General features: G+C 43.7%; 20 protein-coding genes. 12 read left to right on the top strand and 8 right to left on the bottom strand.

The features are described 5' to 3' along the window. Positions 1-105: 105 nt before the first annotated feature. Positions 106-1,791 carry a DUF262 domain-containing protein gene (locus NIES593_RS01865; RefSeq protein WP_073597944.1) on the top strand — a complete coding sequence of 562 codons (1,686 nt, stop codon included), beginning with the start codon at positions 106-108 and terminating at the stop codon, positions 1,789-1,791. A 70-nt stretch (positions 1,792-1,861) separates the two neighbouring features. On the opposite strand, the gene NIES593_RS01860 is transcribed toward NIES593_RS01865, so the two are convergent. Beyond that, entirely contained in the window at positions 1,862-2,998 is a 1,137-nt protein-coding gene (locus tag NIES593_RS01860; RefSeq protein ID WP_073597943.1) for an ATP-binding protein, read from the bottom strand. 132 nt (positions 2,999-3,130) lie between these two features. On the opposite strand from NIES593_RS01860, the gene NIES593_RS01855 reads away from it, so the two are divergent. Next, positions 3,131-5,902: a cation-translocating P-type ATPase gene (locus NIES593_RS01855; RefSeq protein WP_073597942.1), complete on the top strand. Its 2,772-nt coding sequence runs from the start codon at positions 3,131-3,133 to the stop codon at positions 5,900-5,902. A 247-nt stretch (positions 5,903-6,149) separates the two neighbouring features. Next, a complete protein-coding gene (locus NIES593_RS01850; RefSeq protein ID WP_073597941.1) occupies positions 6,150-7,016 on the top strand; it encodes an alpha/beta fold hydrolase in 867 nt (288 codons plus the stop codon). A gap of 7 nt (positions 7,017-7,023) precedes the next feature. Here NIES593_RS01850 and NIES593_RS01845 read toward each other — a convergent pair whose 3' ends face one another. Further along, a complete protein-coding gene (locus NIES593_RS01845) occupies positions 7,024-7,491 on the bottom strand; it encodes an ABA4-like family protein (RefSeq protein ID WP_073597940.1) in 468 nt (155 codons plus the stop codon). A 343-nt stretch (positions 7,492-7,834) separates the two neighbouring features. Between NIES593_RS01845 and NIES593_RS01840 the strand changes: the two genes are divergently transcribed. Continuing rightward, complete coding sequence (locus NIES593_RS01840) at positions 7,835-8,188, top strand: DUF1815 family protein (RefSeq protein ID WP_073597939.1); 354 nt, start codon at positions 7,835-7,837, stop codon at positions 8,186-8,188. Between the two features lie 118 nt (positions 8,189-8,306). On the opposite strand, the gene NIES593_RS01835 is transcribed toward NIES593_RS01840, so the two are convergent. The 4 genes from NIES593_RS01835 to NIES593_RS01820 form a co-directional block, all read right to left on the bottom strand. Then, positions 8,307-9,086 (bottom strand): nucleoside phosphorylase, encoded by a 780-nt coding sequence (locus tag NIES593_RS01835; protein WP_073597938.1) that lies wholly within the window; start codon positions 9,084-9,086, stop codon positions 8,307-8,309. Positions 9,087-9,093: 7 nt separating this feature from the next. Further along, the gene (locus NIES593_RS01830) at positions 9,094-9,975 is read right to left on the bottom strand and encodes an ABC transporter permease (RefSeq protein WP_073597937.1); all 882 of its coding nucleotides are present in this window, start codon (positions 9,973-9,975) and stop codon (positions 9,094-9,096) included. A 78-nt stretch (positions 9,976-10,053) separates the two neighbouring features. Next, positions 10,054-10,740 carry a lecithin retinol acyltransferase family protein gene (locus tag NIES593_RS01825; protein WP_073597936.1) on the bottom strand — a complete coding sequence of 229 codons (687 nt, stop codon included), beginning with the start codon at positions 10,738-10,740 and terminating at the stop codon, positions 10,054-10,056. A gap of 112 nt (positions 10,741-10,852) precedes the next feature. Then, the gene (locus NIES593_RS01820; protein WP_073597935.1) at positions 10,853-12,085 is read right to left on the bottom strand and encodes a methionine gamma-lyase family protein; all 1,233 of its coding nucleotides are present in this window, start codon (positions 12,083-12,085) and stop codon (positions 10,853-10,855) included. Positions 12,086-12,303: 218 nt separating this feature from the next. On the opposite strand from NIES593_RS01820, the gene NIES593_RS01815 reads away from it, so the two are divergent. The 3 genes from NIES593_RS01815 (at position 12,304) to NIES593_RS01805 (ending at position 14,541) form a co-directional block, all read left to right on the top strand. Continuing rightward, positions 12,304-13,131, top strand: a complete 828-nt coding sequence (locus NIES593_RS01815; RefSeq protein WP_073597934.1) for an acyl-CoA desaturase — start codon at positions 12,304-12,306, stop codon at positions 13,129-13,131. 77 nt (positions 13,132-13,208) lie between these two features. Further along, on the top strand, positions 13,209-14,027 hold the full coding sequence (locus tag NIES593_RS01810; protein WP_073597933.1) for an acyl-CoA desaturase: 819 nt from the start codon (positions 13,209-13,211) through the stop codon (positions 14,025-14,027). A 130-nt stretch (positions 14,028-14,157) separates the two neighbouring features. After that, positions 14,158-14,541, top strand: a complete 384-nt coding sequence (locus NIES593_RS01805) for a hypothetical protein (RefSeq protein WP_073597932.1) — start codon at positions 14,158-14,160, stop codon at positions 14,539-14,541. A 101-nt stretch (positions 14,542-14,642) separates the two neighbouring features. On the opposite strand, the gene NIES593_RS01800 is transcribed toward NIES593_RS01805, so the two are convergent. Then, positions 14,643-14,945, bottom strand: coding sequence for a ParA family protein (locus NIES593_RS01800; protein ID WP_175561007.1), 303 nt, complete (start codon positions 14,943-14,945; stop codon positions 14,643-14,645). Between the two features lie 294 nt (positions 14,946-15,239). On the opposite strand from NIES593_RS01800, the gene NIES593_RS01795 reads away from it, so the two are divergent. The 5 genes from NIES593_RS01795 to NIES593_RS01775 all read left to right on the top strand — a co-directional run bounded on the left by NIES593_RS01795 (position 15,240) and on the right by NIES593_RS01775 (position 22,005). Then, entirely contained in the window at positions 15,240-16,685 is a 1,446-nt protein-coding gene (locus tag NIES593_RS01795; protein WP_073597931.1) for a YcjF family protein, read from the top strand. A 172-nt stretch (positions 16,686-16,857) separates the two neighbouring features. Beyond that, positions 16,858-18,477: a helix-turn-helix domain-containing protein gene (locus NIES593_RS01790; RefSeq protein ID WP_073597930.1), complete on the top strand. Its 1,620-nt coding sequence runs from the start codon at positions 16,858-16,860 to the stop codon at positions 18,475-18,477. A gap of 794 nt (positions 18,478-19,271) precedes the next feature. Beyond that, complete coding sequence (locus tag NIES593_RS01785) at positions 19,272-19,796, top strand: pentapeptide repeat-containing protein (protein WP_073597929.1); 525 nt, start codon at positions 19,272-19,274, stop codon at positions 19,794-19,796. Positions 19,797-19,807: 11 nt separating this feature from the next. After that, a complete protein-coding gene (locus NIES593_RS01780) occupies positions 19,808-20,491 on the top strand; it encodes a pentapeptide repeat-containing protein (protein WP_073597928.1) in 684 nt (227 codons plus the stop codon). Between the two features lie 26 nt (positions 20,492-20,517). Beyond that, positions 20,518-22,005: an aminotransferase class I/II-fold pyridoxal phosphate-dependent enzyme gene (locus NIES593_RS01775; protein ID WP_073597927.1), complete on the top strand. Its 1,488-nt coding sequence runs from the start codon at positions 20,518-20,520 to the stop codon at positions 22,003-22,005. Positions 22,006-22,417: 412 nt separating this feature from the next. Here NIES593_RS01775 and NIES593_RS01770 read toward each other — a convergent pair whose 3' ends face one another. Next, positions 22,418-22,756: a hemolytic enterotoxin gene (locus tag NIES593_RS01770; RefSeq protein ID WP_073597926.1), complete on the bottom strand. Its 339-nt coding sequence runs from the start codon at positions 22,754-22,756 to the stop codon at positions 22,418-22,420. Positions 22,757-22,886 lie beyond the last annotated feature (130 nt).

The following is a 22,886-nucleotide window of genomic DNA, read 5'->3' as shown; positions in this document are numbered from 1 at the left end:
TTCTAGTTTTATTCCATCGCTTGGTAGGAAATTGACCCCAGATCTATGTTATTTAAGCGGTTCCTATGGGAATACTTGAAAGAACTAGAACTGTAAGGAGTAAAAATGAAAGCATCGGAAACTAGCCTGCGTAACTTGCTAGAAGGAGGTAAACAATTTCAGATTCCACTTTTTCAACGTCCATATGCTTGGGAAAGGAAAAACTGGGAAACTTTATGGGAAGATATACTGAGTCTCTACAATGGTGAAGTTGAAGGTTCATATTTTCTTGGTCCAATTGTAACTCAAGCAATACCTGGAACGGCAGATGGCATATCTCCATTTGTTGTGATTGATGGACAACAACGTCTTATAACCCTTACTATTCTTTTAGCAACACTAAGAGATCATTTGATTAAGCAGAAGAACGATTCACTAGCAGATGAGCTATATGAATTGTACTTAATTAATAAGTTTAAACAAAGCAATGATTCTTATAAAGTTCTACCAACTCAAGACGATCGGGATACCTATAAAAAGATAATTTCTAAAGAAGATACAAGTGAATTAGAAGGAAAAAGCAAAGTATCTGAAGCTTATGTTTTTTTTGATAATCAAATCCAGAAATGGTACTCTGAAAGAGAAACCAATTTAGAACTAGCAAAGTTAAAAATAGTTATATTAGAAAATTTAAGGCTAGTCAATATAACTTCGGAAGATGAAGATAATCCGTATCTAATATTTGAAAGCCTAAATCATAAAGGGCAGGCTTTAACTCAGGCAGATTTAGTACGAAACTATATTTTCATGAAGCTGCCTGCTGAAAAAAGAGAAAAAATATATCAAAATGAATGGTTGCCTTTTCAAGAAAAATTTAAAGCTGACATGAAAGAAGATGAATATGTAGAAGAACTAACTAAGGCATTCTGGTTTTATTTACGCAAAGATGGAAAAGGAGTTAGTCAAAAAGAAGTTTATAAAGCTATTAAAAAACGTTGTGACAATTCAGAAAAAGGAATTGAGTATGAAATCAAAGAGATTGTTAGATTTACCAACTACTATCAACGTCTTAACTTCAATCATAGAGAACCAGAGCCAAGGCTAAATACTTGGTTTAAGCGATTGCTTCGTTTAAAGTTTAATACTTGTCACATATTTTTATTAAACGTTTATCATGAGTACGAGGCAAAACTCTTATCTATCCAAGATTTTGAGAATATTCTTCTATATTTAGAATCCTATTTTGTGCGTCGCCTATTCGCAGGAGTTTCTACACAGGTTTTAGGTAATGTATTCAACAATTTGTATCAAGAGGTAAAAGATTCAAAGAATTTAGTAAATGATTTACGTGAAGTTCTAATGAGCTATGAAGGGAAGAAAGTTTGGCCTAATGATGATGATTTTCGCAAAGGAATAGTCAATAAAAGTATTTACAGTTCTGGTTCAATCGATCGAGTAAAACTTATTTTAGAAAGATTAGAGAATTTTCAAAGTAAAGAACTCGTCGATCCTCAACCTCTTAATATTGAACATATTATGCCTCAAAAATTAACTCGTGAATGGAAAACATTGTTAGGAACTAATTGTGATAGTATACAAAAGCAATATCTTCATACGTTAGGGAATCTAACCTTGACAGGCTATAATTCCGAACTATCAAATAAATCATTTGCTGAAAAGAAATCAATTTACCAAAAATCTAACTTGTCGCTAAATAAATCTTTTAAAGATGTAGAGACTTGGAACGTAGGAACTATTCAAAAACGTGCCGAGTATTTAGCTGACATAGCAATTAAAGTTTGGCCCCGATAAAAAAACGATCGGTAAGTGTGCGATCGCATCTTGATTTCTAGAAAGATAATCGCACTGCTCCATAACCGCTTTAACTAAGGCGCTGACGAATCCATAGGGCAAAGAGGGGAAGCGCTAGGCGATAGTCTAATTCTGACCCATAGATCAAACCTTTATGTTGTAACCCCGCGATCGCACCTTGGAGACTTCCCCCGCGACAGAGGCAATGCTTGCTAATGTAATCTCGACTCTGCGGTTTATCGGTAGGATCGAGCGCCAAACTTTCTAATAGTTGTGCCTGAGAAGGAGGAAGCAGCACCAGCAAGGATTCAAAGGTGGTCGATAAATCCGCGAGTAATGCTTGAATGGCTTGTTCGATTTCTGCATTGCCAATTAGTTTCTGGCTGACGCGCACGGCACGCAAGCGCCCTATTAAGGCTGTCGCATCGGCAATATGTCCCTGTACCGCATCCAAAAAAGTGTCCAAAGCTTGCGATCGCGGATCGAAGGCTAACCCTTCTTGGTTTAAAACTTCCTGTGCCCAAGCCGCCACTACTTCATTAGCGACTGGGGTTAGCTGAATAATTTCTAAGTTCTTGCCAATCGCTTCGGTTGGATGGCTGGTTTCTGCGATCGTTGCTACTAGCACGTAACTTACTGCTGTCTGGCGTTTAATTTCCTCTCTAAGTAAGGTTTCCCATTCTCCCTGGCGATCCCAAGCACGAATGTGGGAAAATCCATACAAGATGAGAACAACCCGTTTATCCAAGGAAGTGGCGAGGCGGTGGGGAAGGCAGAGCAAGCTTTTAAATGCCTGCCAAAGCTGCTCTACAGTCTCGCTTTGCCGCAGCTTGATGCTTTTACCGTCTTCTTTAAGGCTAAAAAGATCCTTTTCTTCTTCTACCCATTTGTGCAATAGGGCGATCGACTCTGGACTCTTACATCCTTGACTGATGCCTTCGCACAGCAGTTGCACGAACCGTTTGCTATCGGTAGCGCGAATACAGTCTACTTCTATCATTTTTGCCCCAACAGCGGCAGCAGCACGCCTTACCAGCGTTCGTCGTCCGCTACCGGGCACCCCTGCAATTAAGACATCTCTATCTAATGCGAGTGCCTGGGTAATTTGCTGGAACTGCACCTGTCGCCCAAATAAGTCTAGTGGTGCGGAGATGTTGGAGATCGTCACGCTTGTTTCTGTTTGTAGATCGCTCGGTGATATTACCATTTTCCTGGCTAATGCCAACCATAAAACTATCTAATCGTGTCAATCGATTTATTAAGGAATTATTAATCTCGATTGCTAGCACTATTTAATAGTGCTATTAAATTATAAATAAGCTTTTTTGTTTATAGATTTATGGTGACACTATCAAAATCGAGAGTTCCTTCCCAAGAGACGGTCATTTGGCATCATCTTGATATTGATAAAGCAATTAGCCTGCTTGATAGTGACCCAGAATGGGGGTTAAATGCAGAGGAAGTCAAGCAAAGACTAGCGCAATATGGCGCAAACGAACTGCAAGGGCGAAAAGGTAAGCCCTGGTGGTTAAAGTTCTTGCTGCAATTCAACCAACCCCTGCTGTATATCTTGCTGGGGGCAGGAGCAACCAAGGCAATTTTGGGAGAATGGGTGAATGCAGGGGTAATTTGGGGTGTCACCACCACCAATGCGCTACTGAGTTTTATTCAGGAGTCTAAAGCAGAAGGAGCGATCGCAGCTTTAGCCTCTTCAGTACAAACCGAAACCACAGTGATTCGATCCGGCAAAAAACAGCGCATTCCTTCCGGTGAATTAGTGCCAGGAGATATCGTTATCCTCAATTCAGGCGATAAAGTTCCTGCTGATTTGCGCCTGTTTAAGGTGCGAAGCTTGCAAATTAACGAATCTGCCTTAACCGGAGAATCCATTGCCGTCGAGAAAAGCACAGAAATGCTACCTGCCGATATTCCCTTGGGCGATCGCTCGAATATGGCCCACGCTGGCGGATACGTTACCTTTGGGCAAGGAATGGGGATTGTCGTTGCCACGGGGAATCAGACGGAAACCGGGCAAATTTCTAAACTAATGGAAGAGCATACGGGTTTATCTACGCCTTTAACCCGTAAATTCAATAAATTTATTCAAAAATGGCTTTTAATCGTCCTTTGTTTGACGACGATTACCTTTCTCGTTGGCTTACAGCATCGAGGGATAAAAGAGGCGGCGGAAGCGGCAGTTGCCTTAACCGTGAGTGCCATTCCTGAAGGATTGCCAGCCGTCATCACCATTACCCTCGCCATCGGTGTCAGTCGCATGGCAAAACGTCACGCTATTATCCGCAAGCTACCTGCCGTCGAAACCTTGGGAAGCGCTACCGTCATCTGTTCCGACAAAACCGGAACCCTTACAGAAAATCAGATGACCGTCCAGAGGATTTTTGCTGGGGCGAAATGTTACAGTCTCACGGGGTTAGGTTATAACTTAACTGGAGAAATTTTCCTCAACAACAAACCCATGGACATGACTGGGGAAATTCTCCTCAACGATCGCGCCATCAATATTACCAACGAACCGACTTTACGCGAATGTTTAATCGCAGGTTTATTGTGCAACGACTCGCATATTGAATACAAAAACGAGCAATGGATCGTCGTGGGAGATCCGACAGAAGGTGCATTAATTGTCGCCGCTCATAAAGCTGGGTTAGAGCAGCCAGACATAGAAAAAGCTATGCCGAGATTGGATTCAATTCCCTTTGAATCCGACTATCAGTATATGGCAACCCTGCACCAAATTCCCAACGGTAGAATAATTTATATCAAAGGTTCCGTCGAGGCAATTCTCAAACGCTGTCAATATGGGTTAAATGCAACCGGCGATCGCGAACCGATTGAAACTCTTGAATCTGATATTACCGAACAAGTACAACGCATGGCACGGCAAGGGTTGAGAGTGTTAGCCCTAGCCAAATTACCCGTACCAGAAAGTCAATCTACAGTAGACCATGAGGATATCGAGCAAGGATTAATCTTTTTGGGATTGCAGGGCGCGATCGATCCGCCCCGCGAAAGCGCGATCGCGGCGGTAAAAGCTTGTCGGGGTGCAGGAATTCAAGTCAAGATGATTACCGGGGATCATGCCGTCACTGCCAGCGCGATCGCTCGACAAATGGGCATCAATAAAAACGGCAAGATCGTAGCATTTACGGGCGCTCAACTCGCTACCATGAGTAGCGACCAATTAACCCAAGCGGTAGAAGATGGCTCAGTTTTTGCCCGCGTCGCCCCAGAGCAAAAATTGCGTCTCGTAGAAGCCCTACAATCGCGGGGTGAAATCGTTGCCATGACGGGCGATGGAGTCAACGACGCACCCGCCCTCAAACAAGCTGATATCGGAATTGCTATGGGAGGTGTAGGAACAGAAGTAGCTAAAGAAGCTTCTGATATGCTACTCGCCGATGATAACTTTGCTTCAATCGAAGCAGCCGTTGAGGAAGGACGGTCAGTTTATAAGAATTTATTGAATGCAATTTGTTTCATTCTTCCCGTCAATGGGGGAGAGTCGATGACAATTTTATTGAGTACTTTACTCGCCAGAGATCTACCGATTCTCTCTCTGCAAATTCTCTGGATTAATATGATTAATACCATCACCATGACGACTCCACTCGCTTTTGAACCAAAGGCTAGTCATGTAATGCAAAATCCTCCCCGCAATCCCAACGAGCCTTTATTAACCAAGAGTCGCCTTCTACGAATTCTAGCTATTTCTGCGTTTAACTGGGGCTTAATTTTTGGAGTATTTGAATATATTCGTGCGACAACGGGAGATTTAAATCTCGCCCGAACGATGACGATTAATTCTTTAATTTCTGGTCGGATCTTTTACCTGTTGAGTATTAGTCAATTGATTCCCCATTTAAGAGCAAAACTGAAAGATGAAGGTAATACAGAAATAGAAATTCCTGCCATTGGCTTTGGAATTATTGGGGCGATTGCTTTACAAATCGTTTTTGCCCATGCTCCTTTAATTAATCAAGTATTTTATACGGCTCCTTTAAGCTGGAGTCAATGGTTGTTTTGTTTAGCAGTCGGTACGCCGATGATCTTTTGGTCAGCTTTTGTCAATCGTTTCGATCCTCCCAATTAAAGAGTTTAGGTGTCAGTTAAAACGGTCAGTTTAACGTAAACCCCCTATCATCTCTCCGAGCAAGAGAGATAGCGAAGCTAGGGGGTATTTTTTGCGTTAATCTAAAATCGAGCTAAGTACAACTTTAGCTTGGGAATTAATTCCCAAGCTAACAGCTCAAGTCCACTTAAGTAGACTTCATCTATTGGTTCCAAGAAATTAATTTCTTGGCGGGTGTCGATAATTTACCGAAGTCAACGAAAGATACATGCTAACTAATTTTCAACAAAAAATCATTGATACAACTGAAGCTCAAATTAATACATTTACTGCTGGGAAAGGTTTTCCTCTTTTACTACTCCACGGCTATCCTCAAACTCATTATATGTGGCACAAAATAGCACCTCGTTTAGTCGAAGATTTTACAGTAATAATCGCTGATTTGAGAGGCTATGGAGACAGTTCTAAACCTCAAGGAAAACCAGACCATAGCAATTATTCTAAGCGGGCAATGGCACGAGATTGGGTTGAGATTATGTCGCAATTAGGCTATGAAGAATTTTATCTCGTCGGTCACGATCGCGGCGCAAGAGTTGCCCATCGTTTAACTCTAGATTATCCCGAAAAAGTTAAAAAATTAGCCGTCTTAGATATTATTCCTACCTACGATCTCTACCAAACTACCGATAAAGAATTTGCTAGTGCTTATTATCATTGGTTTTTTCTCATACAACCCTATCCTCTACCCGAAACGCTAATCGGTGCCAATCCCGAATATTTTTTACGCCATTGTTTGCAATCCTGGAGTAAAGATTTTTCTGCTTTTACCCCTGATGCTTTAGCAGAATATATTCGTTGCTTTAGCGATCCCGCTACGATTCATGCAACTTGTGAAGACTATCGCGCTGGCGCCACCATCGATCTCATTGATGATGAAGCAGATCTTGCCAAAAAAATCACTTGTCCGTTTTTGGTACTTTGGGGCGAACAAGGAATAATTGGACGCAAATATGATGTTTTAGAAATTTGGAAGAGAAAAGCGATCGCAGTGAAAGGAAACGCTATTAACTGCGGTCATTTTCTCCCAGAAGAAGCCCCAGAAGAGACTTATTCGGCAATTCGAGAATTTTTCTGATAAAAATTTAACTTTCAGTTGTAGCTGTAGTAGAGGGCGCTTCCGTTTCTGTAGCCGAGAAAAATCGCTTGCCAATCCAAGCTGTCAAAATGTGAGATAATAGCCCGACAGGACCGGCAAACAGGCAAAGAATTAGAGAGTGAAGCGTCCAAATGCCAGTTTGCTGTCCTTCCCAATAAATCCACCTGCCGACAAATAAATCCATCACTAAAAAATGAGTCCAGCCCGTTGCCATGACTGTTTCATCTGAAAAGGCTTTAGCGAGATCGGCTAACTGAGGGCTGGCAAGGGCTTGTGCCGATTCGGGCGTAATAGCCTCAACAAAAAAATAAATATAAAGTACAGCAAGCGCTACAAATGGAAGCAAGGACTCCATCACTTTTTTGGTAACTCCCCAGTTAGGCAGGAGAATTATCAATGCCCAAAAAGGCAAAACAAAGAGATTGGAAACATTAAACAGTTGAGTAATCGTCATCGCTACTATCTAGAAGTCTGCATTCTACTCTACCCAACTAGAGTAGCACCTCGGAACAGATCGACCCACAATCGCCTTGTTTGGCTCCATTTGTTAAATTATGTATTGCCTATGATGCCTAAATTCTTAAAGACGGGCACGATCGATTAAGGTAGCTATCTTCAATTTAAGTGTAATTCTTGATACTGGGCAATTCGAGAGAATCGAGCTAGCCTAGTGCATAGTGGCTCGCCAGCGAGGATAGTGTCTATTAATTTTTAAAAGGATACATCATTTTCATGATAAAGAATCTTAAAAAAGTCTTAAGGTTTTATAATGAGGAGTGTTAATAGGAGGAATAGAGGTGTTTACACGACTAGCACAACAGCACCGTCAATTTGTTCGAGACTTGGTAATGAATCTCCAAGCATTGGCGATCGTTCTTGAAAACCGAGGCTATTTGGCTTCTTGTTATACCTGCGGCAGCCAAATGAACAGCGCTTCATTTATGGTTAGCCTGGGAGAAAATCATTTAATTCGCTTTTTGGTGTCCGATTATGGGATCACTTGGACAGAAATGCGCGACGATCGCGAATTGATGAAACTAGAAGGCGCAGAAGCGATCGCTCAATTACAAGATCTCGCCAATCTAATAAAGTATCAGATCGAACCTTCACAGTCACAGGATCGGGATAATCACGCAATTCACAGCAAGTAAAGTCGAGCTAATAGTGATTATTGTTGTTCTCTAGAGACGAATTTCTATCGTTTTACTCAAGCAGAGAAGACTATATGCGATCGGGATGCTCGTACTATATATGTACCCAATTCCAACATTAACGGAATTGCTCTAACTCGCTTTGTGCTGCTTTCATTGCCACTGCGATCGCGCTTTCAACAGCGGCTTTTTTACTATCTAGAACGATACTTTCTTTTTCTGTCCGTTGAGCGACTACCGCACAGATACAGCCAGCAGAAAAGCCATAGACGCCGGCCATTTTGAACAACGTTCCTGCTTCCATTTCATAATTCAAAATATTTAAGTTTCGATATTCTTGAGTAATTCCTTGCAGCCAACGTTGCAGATGGGGATTAACAGAAGATTCATAACGCTCTTGACCTTCATAAAAAGTATCCACAGAAGCAGTAATGCCTAGATGATAATCGACTTTCAATGCTTGCGCCGATCGCGCCAAAGCGACGGTCAAAAAGGGATCGGCGGCGGCAGGATACTCTAGAGGGGCAATGTCGTTGGCAGCACCCTGTCGGCATAAAGCGGCTTGGGAGATAACGAGACTGCCTATTGGCACGTGTGGCTGAATCGAACCGCATGTGCCAATGCGAATAATTTCGGTAATACCAACCTGAATCAATTCGTTGACGACAATACTAAGAGAAGGCGCGCCCATGCCGCTAGTCGCAGCTAAAATGGGTTGACCGTTAGATAGATAACCCAAGTAGCTATTGAGTCCTCGATAGTCTGATAATAAACGAAAATCGCGTAAGTAGTTTTGGGCAATGTAGCGCGATCGCTCCGGTTCCCCGGATAAAAATGCTAGCTTGGGTGGATTGTCGCCTAAATCTTCTGTCCCAAAACCGATGTGATAAAGTTTCATTTTCTAACTATTTTTTGTGCAAGCGAGGATTAAAGATCTCGCTCAACCCTTCACCCAACAAAGACAATCCCGTTACCATTAAAGTCAAGGCAAGACCGGGAAACAAAGTCGTCCACCAAATTCCGATCGAAAGATCTGGCATCGCTTCTTTTAAATCGTGCCCCCATTCCGGGACTTCTTCTGGTAGTCCCAATCCCAAAAATCCCAGTCCTCCCAAAATCAAAATCGCATCTGCTGCATTGAGGGTAAATAGGACGGGAACGCTTTGAATGACGTTGAAAAATAGATAGCGGGAGAGAACTCTAGTAGGAGTTGCCCCCATCGCTTGTGCGGCTTCGACGAACAATTCTGTTTTAACGCTAGTCGTATGATTGCGAACGACACGATAGTATTGGGGGATATAGGAAATGCTAACTGCGATCGCGACGTTCAAAATTCCCCGCCCCAATACGAAAGCCAGAGTCACCGACAGCAACAATCCCGGCAGCGTATAAATAGTATCCATTAAAAATAGCAGAATTTTATCGACTCGACCGCTGAGATAACCGCTAATTAACCCCAAGGGAACGCCAATAATTAGGGAGAGAGTGGTAGCGAGAAGAACGACTTCTAACGCCGCTTGAGAACCATAGAGGGTACGTGCAAATACGTCGTAGCCGCGAACGTTCGTGCCGAACCAATGGCGGCTTTCTGGGGGTTCGAGAGGGTTATTGCTTAACAAATCGGTAGGATCTGGGATGAGTCCCCAAGCGGTTAGTAGCGGGCAGAAAATTGCTAGCAGGATGAAGACAACCGTAATAATTAGTCCAAAGAGCATCAATTGCGATGAGATGCTAGGACGCACTAATAGGTTCAACCACGAAGGCAAGGAGAGTTTTGAAAAAGTCATTCGTTTCCAGCTAAGGGGGATTTTTCTAGGAAAATCATATCAGCAGCATTCTGAAGTTTTACCGCTCGGTCAAGTTTTTTAAGGTTGTAAATTCTGACTGTTACGGAGCAGCGTTTCTGTCATTGTTGCTAGCTGCTGCAATTGTTCTTGCAGATCCCCAGCCTGTTTTTTAGAGGTTAACTTTCGTTTTAGGGCTTCCTTGGCTAAATCTTCTCGATTTAGCTTGAGGGCTTCTACCGCTACTCGATTCCAGTCATCTATTTCTTGAAGGGCTGCTTTATAGCGAGGTTGTATATCGTCCCAGACCACTTTTATATCCCTCAAAGCTTCATTTAAGATCTGTTGGGCATTTTTGGGATCTGAACTTCGCAGAGCTTGTTTGAGAGGTTCGTATAATTGAGAGGTATTGAGTTGAGTAGCAATCGGCACAAACTCTCTAATTTGTCTGCTATCGCTAATGCCAGTTTTACACCAAGTCGCAAAATGCTCGCAATTATTGAATAGTAAATTGTATTTTCTCTCGCCCAAGCGACTTTGAGCGCGATCGACGACGACATCGGCAATAAAACAAAATCCTATTGGATATTCTCTGACGTAAATTCGATTTCCTCTGGTAAAAGTTTCTATTGAGGTTCTTTCGATAGTTTCGCTAGGTTTGCGATAATGAATGACACTCCCATCACCGCAGTCGATCCCGTGATGTTCGTAAACGCCTTGCAGATTAATTAATTCCCTGTAGACGTAAATTTGATCCCCACGTGACATGTTTGGTGGTTTTTTGTAAAATAATCTATCCTCCAGACTAAACTGAAACGCGATCGCCTTGATGAGTTTTGGCAAAACTATCCAAAGCTGGTTAAACCCTATTAAAGTGATTCTAGCCTGCTTTTCCCACTGCTTCGATCGCCGATTCTAGCGCGATCGCGACGTGAGTCCAATGGGTTCCCCCCTGACAAAAAACGATATAAGGCTCTCGTAGGGGACCGTCGGCAGAAAATTCAGAGGTACTCCCATCGATAAACGTTCCGCCAGCCATGACTAACTGACTCTCATATCCTGGCATTTCTGCGGGAACGGGGTCTAGATAAGAACCGACGGGAGAATAACGTTGAATCGCCCGACAGAAGGCAATTAGCTTTTCTGGCGAACCCAATTGAATCGCTTGAATAACATCCCGACGGGGAACCAGCGGCGGCGGGTTCACAGGATAGCCCAATTTATCAAAAACATAGGCAATGAGATGACTGCCTTTCATTGCTTCGCCGACCATTTGCGGTGCTAGGAATAAACCCTGAAATAGCAAGCGATTTTGGTCAAAAGTTGCCCCGCCACTGCTGCCAATTCCGGGTGCCGTCAAACGACATGCCGCTGCTTCTACCAATTCTTCTTTTCCTGCAATATAGCCCCCTGCCGTGACGATGGTTCCCCCCGGATTTTTAATCAGAGAACCTGCCATTAGATCTGCCCCTACATCTGTCGGTTCTCGATCTTCGATAAATTCTCCGTAACAATTATCGACAAAGCAAACGGTATTGGGATTTTGTTGTTTGACTAGATGAATAATCTTTTCTATTTCCTCAATCGATAAACTCTGTCGCCAGGAATAGCCGCAGGAACGCTGAATTAATACCAGACGGGTATTGTCTTTTACCGCAGTGTTAAGCGCTTGCCAATCTATCGTCCCTCTTTTGGTTAGGGCTAATTCCCGATATTTAATGTTAAACTCAGCGAGGGAACCTTGAGCGATGCCTCGCAGACCAATGACTTCTTCGAGGGTATCGTAGGGTGCGCCTGCGACGGCTAGCATTTCGTCTCCAGGGCGAAGCACGCCGAACAAAGCACATGCGATCGCGTGAGTTCCCGATACAAACTGTACCCGCACGGCAGCAGCTTCTGCTCCCATCGCGCGAGCAAAAACTTTGTCCAGCGTCTCCCGTCCGAGGTCGTCGTGTCCATAACCGCTCACGCTGGAGAAATGATGAACGCCAACTCGATAGCTGCGAAAAGCTTCCAGAACTTTTTTGAGATTTTGCTTGACCTGGGTGTCAATTTCAGAAAAAATCGGTAAGAGGGCTGTTTCTGCCGCTTTAAGTAACGATAAATCGTCCATTTACTCAGTGAAAGTAAAATTTTGTTGCCGATTATTGATTTAATACCCCAACCTACCCCTGGGTCAAATCAATAAAGGTTTTTTCTCATTCAGTTATGTAAATAAAATCTTAAATTGCTTGTCATATTTACCAACTTATGTATTAAGTTCTTCGAGCAAAGATTTACATCACTGAATTTCCTATCTTTTTCGACGAAAATTCCATTTTAGGTTATTGCATGACTGTTGCCACATCTGACAAACTTTCTCCTGCTTGGAGCATTATTATTTACATAGCTACGGTTCATCTGATAGCCTTACTCGCTTTATTTCCTGGTAACTTTAGCTGGGGAGCCGTAGGAGTTGCTTTCTTGCTTTACTGGCTAACTGCTTGCATAGGAATTACATTAGGATTTCATCGCTTAGTTTCTCACCGAAGTTTTGAAGTTCCCAAATGGTTAGAGTATGTCCTAGTTTTTTGTGGTACGCTCGCCTGTCAGGGTGGTCCACTTTATTGGATTGGCGGACATCGAATCCATCATAAATATTCCGATACCGAATTAGATCCCCACGATTCTAATAAAGGTTTTTGGTGGAGCCATCTCGGTTGGATGTTATGGGAAAATGCTTCCGTAAAAGAAGATATTCCTCGCTACACCAAAGATATCCAAGACGATCCTTTCTATCAATTTTGTGAAAAATATTTCATTCCCATTCAAATTGTCTTAGGATTACTGCTTTACTGGTGGGGCGGTTGGTCGTTTGTAATTTGGGGAATTTTTGTGCGCTTAGTGGTCGTATTTCACGTGACTTGGTTTGTTAACAGCGCCACTCACAAATTTGGCTATCAAAGTTATGAATCTAACGATAATTCAAGAAACTGTTGGTGGGTTGCCCTACTAACTTTTGGCGAAGGATGGCACAACAATCATCATGCCTATCAATATTCAGCACGTCACGGTTTGGAGTGGTGGGAAATCGATCTCACTTGGATGACGATTCGAGTTCTACAAATTCTTGGGTTGGCCAAAAATGTTAAGTTAGCGCCAACGCGATCGAGCGACTAAGTTTTTTCATAGCTAAATACCCTATTTATTTCGCGTTAAAAACGCGATTTTTTCCATTTTTTTTTCTAGGTTATTGCATGACTGTTGCCACATCTGACAAACTTTCTCCTGCTTGGAGCATTATTATTTACATGGCTACGATTCATCTGGTAGCCTTACTCGCTTTATTTCCTGGTAACTTTAGTTGGGGAGCCGTAGGAGTTGCTTTCTTGCTTTACTGGCTAACTGCTTGCATAGGAATTACATTAGGATTTCATCGCTTAGTTTCTCACCGAAGTTTTGAAGTTCCCAAATGGTTAGAGTATGTCCTAGTTTTTTGTGGTACGCTCGCCTGTCAGGGTGGTCCACTTTATTGGATTGGCGGACATCGAATCCATCATAAATATTCCGATACCGAATTAGATCCCCACGATTCTAATAAAGGTTTTTGGTGGAGCCATCTCGGTTGGATGTTATGGGAAAATGCTTCCGTAAAAGAAGATATTCCTCGCTACACCAAAGATATCCAAGACGATCCTTTCTATCAATTTTGTGAAAAATATTTCATTCCCATTCAAATTGTCTTAGGATTACTGCTCTATTGGTGGGGCGGTTGGTCATTTGTGATTTGGGGAATTTTTGTGCGCTTAGTGGTCGTATTTCATTTCACATGGTTTGTTAACAGCGCCACTCACAAATTTGGCTATCAAAGTTATGAATCTAACGATAATTCAAGAAACTGTTGGTGGGTTGCCCTACTAACTTTTGGCGAAGGATGGCACAACAATCATCATGCCTATCAATATTCAGCACGTCACGGTTTGGAGTGGTGGGAAATCGATCTCACTTGGATGACGATTCGAGTTCTACAAATTCTTGGGTTGGCCAAAAATGTTAAGTTAGCGCCAAAGCAATAGGAATTTATTGTAAATAACCTTACAATCTCAAAGCCCTTCTTCATGAAGTTAAGCGATGAAGAGGGGTTTTGATTTTTAATTTTTTGGATATGGTTACAATAAAAATGCTAAACGATCGCATTGCGTCAATATGTTCGGAACTTTCCAACAAAGCCATCTCCGCATCGAGTTAGAAGCTAATGAAAGTACAATCCGAGATAGCTTGCTCAATACGAGCAAACTGAAACAATGGCTTTTTCCCCAGCGTTTTTCTCCAGGATTGCCAGAAAAATTACATTCAGGATTAGTTTTTACGAGCTGGATAGGACCATTTTCTATCCATCACCAAGTAGAAGTGGTAGATAAAAACTATTTGCGCTTGTTATTGAGTCAGGGAATCGATGGATATCACGAATGGTCTTGGGGAGAGGGATGGGTACAGTCTCGCTTAGAAGGAATTTCTCTGCTGCCGTTAAATTTGGGACAAACTTTAAGTTTGCTTAGATTGCGTGAATTTGTTTTAGGCGTTGAATAAGTCAAGGCGATTTCATTCTGACTCGATCTCATCAAGAAAGAAGTTTCTAGGGACCCAAATATAAAGTCCTCTAAGACTTAGCTATTGCAAAAAAAAATTGGTTATCGCGACCAACAAGTAAATTTCTCTAAAAATTCATGGCTTAAGCAATAAAAAGCTTTAGCACCGGGAGATTGAGGTTCCGTTAAAACGACGGGTTTATATTCTTCAACAGCTCTTGCCACCGCAATGTTAAGCGGAATTTCTGTCTGAAAAATTGCTCGATCGCCAAAATCCTCGCTCAATCTACGTCTGATTTTTTCTCCCATATTACTAGCATGTCCTAAAGAAGTGAAGATAATTCCTAGTAAATTAAGGCGAGAGCGATCGCGATCTTTGAATTGCTGAATTCGACCTTCTAACATGCCAACTCCTATTACTGATAAACATTATATGTAGCTATATTATCGATTTGTTATGTGCTGCAACGCTTGTCCTACAGAAAGTTGGAGTTGGGAAAATTTATTGCGACACAGACATTTAAAATCAATCGAGGTTCGATGCTTTTATCAAGATCTGTTCGTCAGGGAGAATCAGCGAAAGTTTTCGCAAGTCAAGCTTAGCGTTGCAATTTCTATCGATTACTAGAAAAGATAGCCCCTTAAGACGTAGCATAATAGAGATAAAATCTTCACGAGAGTAACCGTAGGGGAGAAAAAATGGCGGTTAAATTACGCAAGCCGATTTTAGTCGCAGGCATCGGCATATCTATCCTACTCTGGCTGTGGGATGGTCTTCACGAAGAAATGCTCGAAGTGGGCGAGTGGGGCATTTTAGGAGCGATCGCGTTGGGAATGGGTTCTTGGATGCTACAACAAAAAGCCTCTCGCAGCAAATCCCTACAGTTACTTTCGCCTCTAAAACGAGAAATCGTCGATCGGGCAATCGCTCAAGCTGAAGCAGCGATCGCAGCTTTGGCAACAGAAGCCCCGGATCGAGATATCTCCTCCTTAAGACAACAAGCCGCTCAATTGCCCGAATCGTTTAAGCGGCAAACATTACGACTAGCGATCGCCGGCGGAAAGAAAGTCGGCAAAACCACCTTAAAACAAATTCTGGAAAGCCAAAAGATTGCCGAAAATCTCCAATGGGTAGAAACAGCCGCTTTCTTATCCGAAACGGATACAACCGATGCTGCCGCCAAAGAAGTTGCCTTAGCGTCTGACTTAGTATTATTCCTAACAAGTGGAGATTTAACCGAGTCAGAACGACAAATCATAGAGCAACTGAGAGGATCCCATCAGCAAATCGTCCTGCTATTTAACAAACAAGACCAATACCTTCCCCAAGAACGGGAAGAAATCTTACAACAATTGCAGCAGCGAGTCAGAGAGATTCTCCCCCTTGAAAATGTTATCGCGATCGCTGCCGCTCCCAACCCAGTGAAAGTTAGACAACATCGAGACGATGGTTCCGTACAAGAATGGATGGAAAACCCACCAGCAGAAATCGGCGCGTTGCGCGATCGCCTCAAGCAAATTCTGATGCAACAAAGAGAACAACTGATCTGGGGAACGACTTGGCGAGAAGCAATGGAGTTGAAGCAACAAGCCAAAACAATTCTCAATGAAGTCAGACGCGATCGCGCCATTCCCGTCATCGAACAATATCAGTGGATTGCCGCTGCCGCCGCCTTTACCAACCCCGTTGCTGCCCTCGATTTATTAGCAACGGCTGCAATTAACGCTCAAATGCTAGTCGATTTGAGCGACATCTACCAGCAAAAATTCTCCCTCTCCCAAGCAAAAGCGGCTTCTGGCACGATTGGCAAGCTGATGGTGCAGTTAGGATTAGTCGAACTGTCTACCCAAACGATCGGCAGCTTACTGAAAAGTAATGCCATAACCTACGTTGCCGGCGGTGCGGTACAGGGAATCAGTGCCGCCTATCTGACTCGCCTGGCAGGGTTAAGTCTGACCGAATATTTCCAAGAACAAGAAATCGGTATCGCTTCAGGAGACGGTTTGAACCCAGAAAAATTGGCACAAAAGCTCAAACAGGTATTCGAGCAAAATCAACGGGGCGCACTTCTACAAGGTTTCGTCAAAGGTGCGCTAGCGCGTTTGTTTCCCGAATCTCCCCAAACGAAAACGGTGGCTTCCTAACGCCAATTTTTTGGGGAATTTTTCTTCGTAGTGCTTGCTACGAACAGAAATCCAGACAGTTTCCTAGCATACTGAAAGTAACCTGAGTTGAGATGCAGCAATTAAGATTGCTCATCAAACCCAGATATTTGCCAGCTTAGCGATCGGCAAATAACGAACTCTGGGTAACGCAATGACCTATACAATCGTGACTGAGTGTATCGCCTGCGATGCTTGCCGTCCTCGATGTCCGACAGAAGCGATCGCGAGAAGAGAAAATCTCTATCAAATCGATCCCTATCTCTGCAATAACTGTCTGGAATATTATCCCGATCCGCTGTGCGTAGTGCTATGTCCGACTCTCCATCCGGTTCCCTTAGAAATCGATCCGTCCTTTAAAATTAAGAGGAAAAAATGTCGTTGGTCGGACAAAGAAAACCTCGCTAGCCCAGAACTATTTTCAAATGGAAAAATAACTGCGATCGCGGCAGCGAGGGTCATTTGGGAAGCTTGCAATCTCCTGGCTCAATCGAGTTCGCTTCCTTGGCTAACCGAACCGGATGGAAAAGTTTCCTACAGCCAGCCATTTCGGTATGGCAAGGGAAAGATCCGCTTCCGCATAGCCGAAAATTTAGAAGACGAATGTCCCAATTCCCTTGGCGGCGACGCAGCTTGGCGAGCGATCGAACTATTTAATCTTAGAGCGGCTTGCATGCACCTCATCTATGCTGCTTGTGCGACGACTTTGGAACGTCCTTGGGAAGAAGCATTCGTCATTGACGACAGACAGATTGAAGCTTATTTAAGATTAGACGAACGTAAAGACCTATCCAGACACGACAAACTAGCCCTAATTAAATTTCTAGCTCGGCAACCCTGCCAACTGCTCGCTTCTATTCGCTTTCCCCAACAGGAGCGCCTCAGAGCCTTTACAGTAGAAGAAAGCCGACTCTGGCACCTACTGAGCATCGAACATCGCTTTCAAGAAGATGCCTTTGGCAACAAACACGTCATCGGGCTTCGGTTTAGGATTAGGGCAGGTCAGTGGGCGAAATATTTCCTCAATCCCCAAGGAGCAAAAGAAAAGACTGCCTTTTATCAATCTGCCATCCTACCTAAATCGCTCTTGGAAAAAGTCATGAGCCTTTGGCAGAAGCACCAAGGAGCGGCTCGCATGATGCTCTGGCTGCTATTTAAACTTCAGCAGGAACCAGAAGAAGCGATCGCTGTTTCAACCCTAATGAAAGTTGGCTATGGCGAGGAGCCAATTGCACCAACTAATAAAAAACGCGATCGTCGCGCGCAGCGCCTACAAACTTTTGAAAACGATTTAGAAGTCTTATACGAACGCGGTTTTAAACCCGTTTTCGATCCGGCAACCTATGCCCCAGAAATCCAGCCGCTTTGGGCTAAATTACTCGATATTCCCGAAGATAGCGAAGCCGATCTCGACTTTTGGATCGATGATGCTAGCAAAGATAGGCGAATCACCGATCCCGCTCCTCGCCGAAAATGGGAGCGGCTGATGAATGCTTACATTCTCAAGTTTGAATTGCCGACGGAATTCGCGCGGGGAATAGCTGAGTTTGAAGCTCAAAAAAAAGAAACTGCCACAGAAAAAGCGAAGCGCAAAATACAGCCCGACCTAACTGGAGAAGCAGTGATAGCCGCTCGCAACAATAAAGGCTGGAGCCAAAGACGTTTGGCAAAGATGATGGGCAAAAGCCAAAGTTGGGTCAGGGATATCGAACACAAGCGCTTTGAAATTAAACCAGCAGATCGAGAGCGATTGAGAGAAATTTTGGGATTGTAGCGACTTTAAGCAACTTTTCGGTAATACAAAAGGATGTAGCAAAAGCTTAGCGCGATCGCAGTTTCATTTCATTGACATAACTCATTGAGGATTGCTATTGCCAGTAACGAACAAATTTCCGAAAACAAAAATCCTTAACGTTATTCTTAGTCAGCTCAACAATGTTGATTTTAGTGACTTTTTCTGCCTAACTATCTTCACCTTAAGCTACAGTAAAAGTACCTAGATAAAATCCCCGCAAGTATACCGCGATCGCTGACGATGACAAGGACGTAAAAATTTTTAAGGTAGACAAGAAAAATTTTCTTGTCATCGCTAAGGATTGTTGTTATAAATTTATTCAGTCAAGCTAAAAAGCTAACAACAATTTTCGGAGACACTTAGAGATGAATTGATAAGTAGAATAGAGATAGGAGTAAACCCTAGAAATTCTTGAAGAAAACCCTATTCTTTACTTTATTTCTTTAAGGAAATCTTCCAGGCGTGCGAACTTCTAAAAAAGTTAGTGGTGGTTTTAAAAATGGTTTGGGCGATCGACAATCGAAACGAGAATTGAAAGTTGAATCAAGTATAAACATCGAAAAACTGTTAGTCGCAATTGATTAATAACTTATTTAAATTAGAGACTCGAACCAACCGACTAACCTGTTATGAACGAGCTAAAAACTTTAAGAAATCAAGACGCAAAGATTAATAGTCAGAAAGAACTAGCTCTTTTAAATAAATTGGGGTGTTGGAATTTTATCCTGCTCCCCGAACAACTCGCGACTACTTAATATGACTAACTGCCGAGTATGAATGGCAATAAGCTACTGACACGATACGCTGCTGGGGAACGGGATTTTAGCAGAATAGATTTACACGGAGTCGATCTAGCGCAGGCAAAACTCAGCGGAGCCAATCTCATTCGAGCCAATCTGTCTGGGGCACTATTAAGAGGTGCTAACTTGAGCGGTGCATTTCTGGTAGTAGCCAGCCTAGATCGAGCCGATCTCCGAGAAGCTTGTCTGATTGTAGCGAATTTGAGCGGAGCCGACCTCAAGGAAGCTAACCTAAGCGGCGCTAACTTGAGCGAAGCCGTCTTGACGGGTGCCGTTTTGCAAAGAGCCAACCTGTCGGGTGCGAAGCTGCGAGGGGCAATTCTCGCAGGAGTAAACCTAGCAGAATCCAATCTACGAGGAGCCAATCTGCAAGGAGCCAATCTCTACGGTGCCGACTTGCGAAGAGCCGATCTCAGGAATGCCGATCTCAGTCGCACCAACCTGCGCGGAGCCAACCTCGAAAGAACGATTATGCCAGATGGTACGATTCATTGGTAACAAGTAAAAAAATGAATGTCGATAACCTATTGAAGCAATATGCAGCCGGAGAAAGAAATTTTGAGGGGGTCGATCTCACGGGAACGTGCCTCTATCGCGCTAGACTGAGAGGAATTAACCTCAAAGGTGCCAACTTAGTTGGAGCTAATCTCAGCGGAGCAGATCTAGTAGAAGCAGATTTGAGCGAAGCTAACTTGATTGGTGCTAACCTGAGCGGAGCTAACTCGATCGGCGCCAACTTCACTCATGCAGATATCATCGGAGCCAATCTCGGCGGAGCCAAACTAGCTGAAGCTAACTTGGCGAAAATTACATTGAACGGCAGCAATTTGAGCGGTGCTAATCTCAGTGGCGCTAATTTAAGCGAGGCATCCCTTAAAGGTGCTAATCTGAGCGGAGCGGTTTTGAGTGCTACTCTGATAGCAGCCAATCTAGCAGGGGCTAACTTAAGTAACGCAAGTTTGGTTGAGGCTAACCTAAGCGGCGCTAATTTAAGAGGAGCCAATCTAGCTGGTGCGAACTTATCCAAAACCAACCTGCACGAAGCCACGCTAGCTGGAGCCAATTTATACGGTGCCAGTCTTGCCGAAGCCGACTTGAGCCAAGCTAATTTGTATGGTACTAATGCTAGCAAGGAAAGTCTTCAGGAAGCTAATCTCCAAGGAGCCACCTTACCGGATGGTACGATCGTATAAAAGTTCAACGGCTAGCAAATTAAGAAATGGTATTAGATCCTGCTGCCAACCCGCAGATCGCTACGCCACTACTCGATGCTTTACGGGTTGAAGTTCAATCCCCGACTGTCCCCTTCTACACGCCAGGACACAAGCGGGGTCGAGGAACGTCAGATAGGATTACCGAACTGTTTGGTCGCCAAATCTTTCAATCGGACTTACCAGACTTGCCCGGACTGAGTTTATTTGCACCCGACGGCGCGATCGCGAAAGCCCAGAATCTAGCAGCAGAAGCCTTTGGAGCCGATCGCACTTGGTTTTTAGTCAATGGCTCAACCTGTGGCGTAATGGCAGCGATCGTGGCAACCTGCGCCCCAGGAGATAAGATTATTCTGCCGCGCAATATCCATCAATCTGCGATCGCGGGACTAATTGTTTCTGGCGCTCATCCCGTCTTTGTCGTGCCAGAATACGATCCGGTTTTGGATTTAACCCACAACGTCGCGCCCGAAACGATTGCCGAGGCACTAGAACAACATGCGGATGCTAAAGCGGTGATGATAGTCTCTCCAACTTACCAAGGCGTTTGTGGAGATATCGCCGCGATCGCGCGACAAGTTCATAATTACGGCATTCCCCTACTGGTTGACGAAGCCCATGGCGCTCATTTTGCCTTCCATCCAGCCCTACCTACTGCGGCGCTAGCAGCGGGGGCAGATTTGGCGATACAATCGACTCACAAAACTCTATCTGCCATGACTCAGGCATCGATGTTGCATCTCAAAGGTTCGCGCATCGATCCGGGAAGAGTCAGCAAAGCGCTACAACTATTACAGTCCAGCAGCCCCAGCAATCTCCTCTTAGCTTCTTTAGATGCCGCCAGACAACAAATGGCAACCCAAGGCAAAGCTTTGCTGGAACGCACTATTCGGTTAGCTGACGAAGCGCGATCGCGTATCGAGCAAATTCCTGGATTATCAGTTCTACAGCCAAAACCAACGAGAACGCTGGGTTTTTACGCCCTCGATCCCACCCGCCTGACAGTTACCGTCTCTGGCTTGGGCATCGATGGTTTTACGGCTGACGAAATCTTCTACGAGCAATTAGGAGTTACTGCCGAACTGCCAACCCTACAACATCTCACTTTTATTATTACTTTGGGAAATACAGCCGAAGATGGCGATCGCTTGGTCGATGCATTTAAGCATTTATCTGAGGAATGCAGAAGCAAGGGCACGGGAAAGATTGAAGAACAAAGCTTTCAAAAATTCGCTCCTCCCCCAAACTCCATGCCTGTATTATCCCCCCGCGCTGCTTTCTTTTCTCCTACCGAAACCGTACCCATTGCTCAAGCAGTTGGTCGCATCAGTGCGGAAACGATTTGTCCCTATCCGCCGGGAATTCCGATCCTGTTGCCCGGAGAAGCGATTACAGAAGATGCGATCGCGTCGTTACAAAAGATTGTTGATGCTGGCGGGTTCGTTAGCGGTTGTGCGGATGCTAGCTTGCAGACGTTACGGGTTATTAGCCAGTAACCAGTAATTAGGAGCGTACCTAGTTTAAATCTTAGCTCTTGCATTCTTGACGACTCCCCACGCCTCCACTACGCTTCGCTTCGTTAAAGGCGGGGATTGCGGTTCCCAGTCATGCATCATCAAAAGGAAGCGGATCGACTTCTTCTACATAATCTACTCCTCTGTCCTGGTTTCTCCTGAATATCTTGCATCGTTACATTAGCTTCTTTCTGAGCTTTAAGCAAATTGTATCCCTTAGACATAAAGAAATTTATTCACCGCTGTAAATCCCATTTAATCCTATTTCCGTCGATATAATACTCAGTCGTTTTAGTCATTGCCACTCAGAAATCTGTTGACTTTTTGAGTATATTGAGAAGATTGGAATCTATCTGTAATTTAAATCAATCGGGAAGTCGCAATCGTATAATATTTAAGGATTACCAACAAAACCAAATAGTTTGGCAAATCCGCCCAATATTGCGATAATTAACGCTACGAATACACCGCGATTGATAAAATCGACGCTATCAATTCGTTTGCTTAATCCATCGACTTTTTCATCAAGGGCATTAATTTTTCCGGTTAATTTGTCTTCCGATCCGGTTAGCTTCTCTTCTAGTCTGGCTTGCCCTATTTCCATCCTGTTAAGCCGTTCGTCCATCTTGTCGAATTTTGCCTCGAACTTTGCATCCATCTTGTCCAGTTTCTGGTTAATTTGTTCGAGAGCTTTGCTGAGTTCGGTCGTAATTTGTATCGGTGTGTCGGGCATGAGCGCCAAACTCCTATTAAATGCAAAAATCTTGCTTAATTATCTGCGAGATTGTTTCTGGGCGGCTAAAAATGCAATTGCACGAAAAAGAGTCGTGGCTGAAAAGAAAATCGATATAATCTCGCAGCAT

The organism is Hydrococcus rivularis NIES-593 (genome assembly GCF_001904635.1).
Taxonomy (GTDB): Bacteria; Cyanobacteriota; Cyanobacteriia; order Cyanobacteriales; family Microcystaceae; genus Hydrococcus; species Hydrococcus rivularis.
Note: the sequence above shows the minus strand (reverse complement) of the source record. Positions and strands in the feature narration are given on the sequence as shown.

Excerpts from the sequence above, each read along its gene's own strand:
- NIES593_RS01865 (WP_073597944.1), top strand. The coding sequence starts at position 106 with ATGAAAGCATCGGAAACTAGCCTGCGTAACTTGCTAGAAGGAGGTAAA.
- NIES593_RS01820 (WP_073597935.1), bottom strand. The coding sequence starts at position 12,085 with ATGGACGATTTATCGTTACTTAAAGCGGCAGAAACAGCCCTCTTACCG.
- NIES593_RS01855 (WP_073597942.1), top strand. The coding sequence starts at position 3,131 with ATGGTGACACTATCAAAATCGAGAGTTCCTTCCCAAGAGACGGTCATT.
- NIES593_RS01845 (WP_073597940.1), bottom strand. The coding sequence starts at position 7,491 with ATGACGATTACTCAACTGTTTAATGTTTCCAATCTCTTTGTTTTGCCT.
- NIES593_RS01795 (WP_073597931.1), top strand. The coding sequence starts at position 15,240 with ATGGCGGTTAAATTACGCAAGCCGATTTTAGTCGCAGGCATCGGCATA.
- NIES593_RS01835 (WP_073597938.1), bottom strand. The coding sequence starts at position 9,086 with ATGAAACTTTATCACATCGGTTTTGGGACAGAAGATTTAGGCGACAAT.
- NIES593_RS01810 (WP_073597933.1), top strand. The coding sequence starts at position 13,209 with ATGACTGTTGCCACATCTGACAAACTTTCTCCTGCTTGGAGCATTATT.
- NIES593_RS01775 (WP_073597927.1), top strand. The coding sequence starts at position 20,518 with ATGGTATTAGATCCTGCTGCCAACCCGCAGATCGCTACGCCACTACTC.
- NIES593_RS01860 (WP_073597943.1), bottom strand. The coding sequence starts at position 2,998 with ATGGTAATATCACCGAGCGATCTACAAACAGAAACAAGCGTGACGATC.
- NIES593_RS01805 (WP_073597932.1), top strand. The coding sequence starts at position 14,158 with ATGTTCGGAACTTTCCAACAAAGCCATCTCCGCATCGAGTTAGAAGCT.
- NIES593_RS01800 (WP_175561007.1), bottom strand. The coding sequence starts at position 14,945 with ATGTTAGAAGGTCGAATTCAGCAATTCAAAGATCGCGATCGCTCTCGC.
- NIES593_RS01815 (WP_073597934.1), top strand. The coding sequence starts at position 12,304 with ATGACTGTTGCCACATCTGACAAACTTTCTCCTGCTTGGAGCATTATT.
- NIES593_RS01850 (WP_073597941.1), top strand. The coding sequence starts at position 6,150 with ATGCTAACTAATTTTCAACAAAAAATCATTGATACAACTGAAGCTCAA.
- NIES593_RS01785 (WP_073597929.1), top strand. The coding sequence starts at position 19,272 with ATGAATGGCAATAAGCTACTGACACGATACGCTGCTGGGGAACGGGAT.
- NIES593_RS01770 (WP_073597926.1), bottom strand. The coding sequence starts at position 22,756 with ATGCCCGACACACCGATACAAATTACGACCGAACTCAGCAAAGCTCTC.
- NIES593_RS01830 (WP_073597937.1), bottom strand. The coding sequence starts at position 9,975 with ATGACTTTTTCAAAACTCTCCTTGCCTTCGTGGTTGAACCTATTAGTG.
- NIES593_RS01780 (WP_073597928.1), top strand. The coding sequence starts at position 19,808 with ATGAATGTCGATAACCTATTGAAGCAATATGCAGCCGGAGAAAGAAAT.
- NIES593_RS01790 (WP_073597930.1), top strand. The coding sequence starts at position 16,858 with ATGACCTATACAATCGTGACTGAGTGTATCGCCTGCGATGCTTGCCGT.
- NIES593_RS01825 (WP_073597936.1), bottom strand. The coding sequence starts at position 10,740 with ATGTCACGTGGGGATCAAATTTACGTCTACAGGGAATTAATTAATCTG.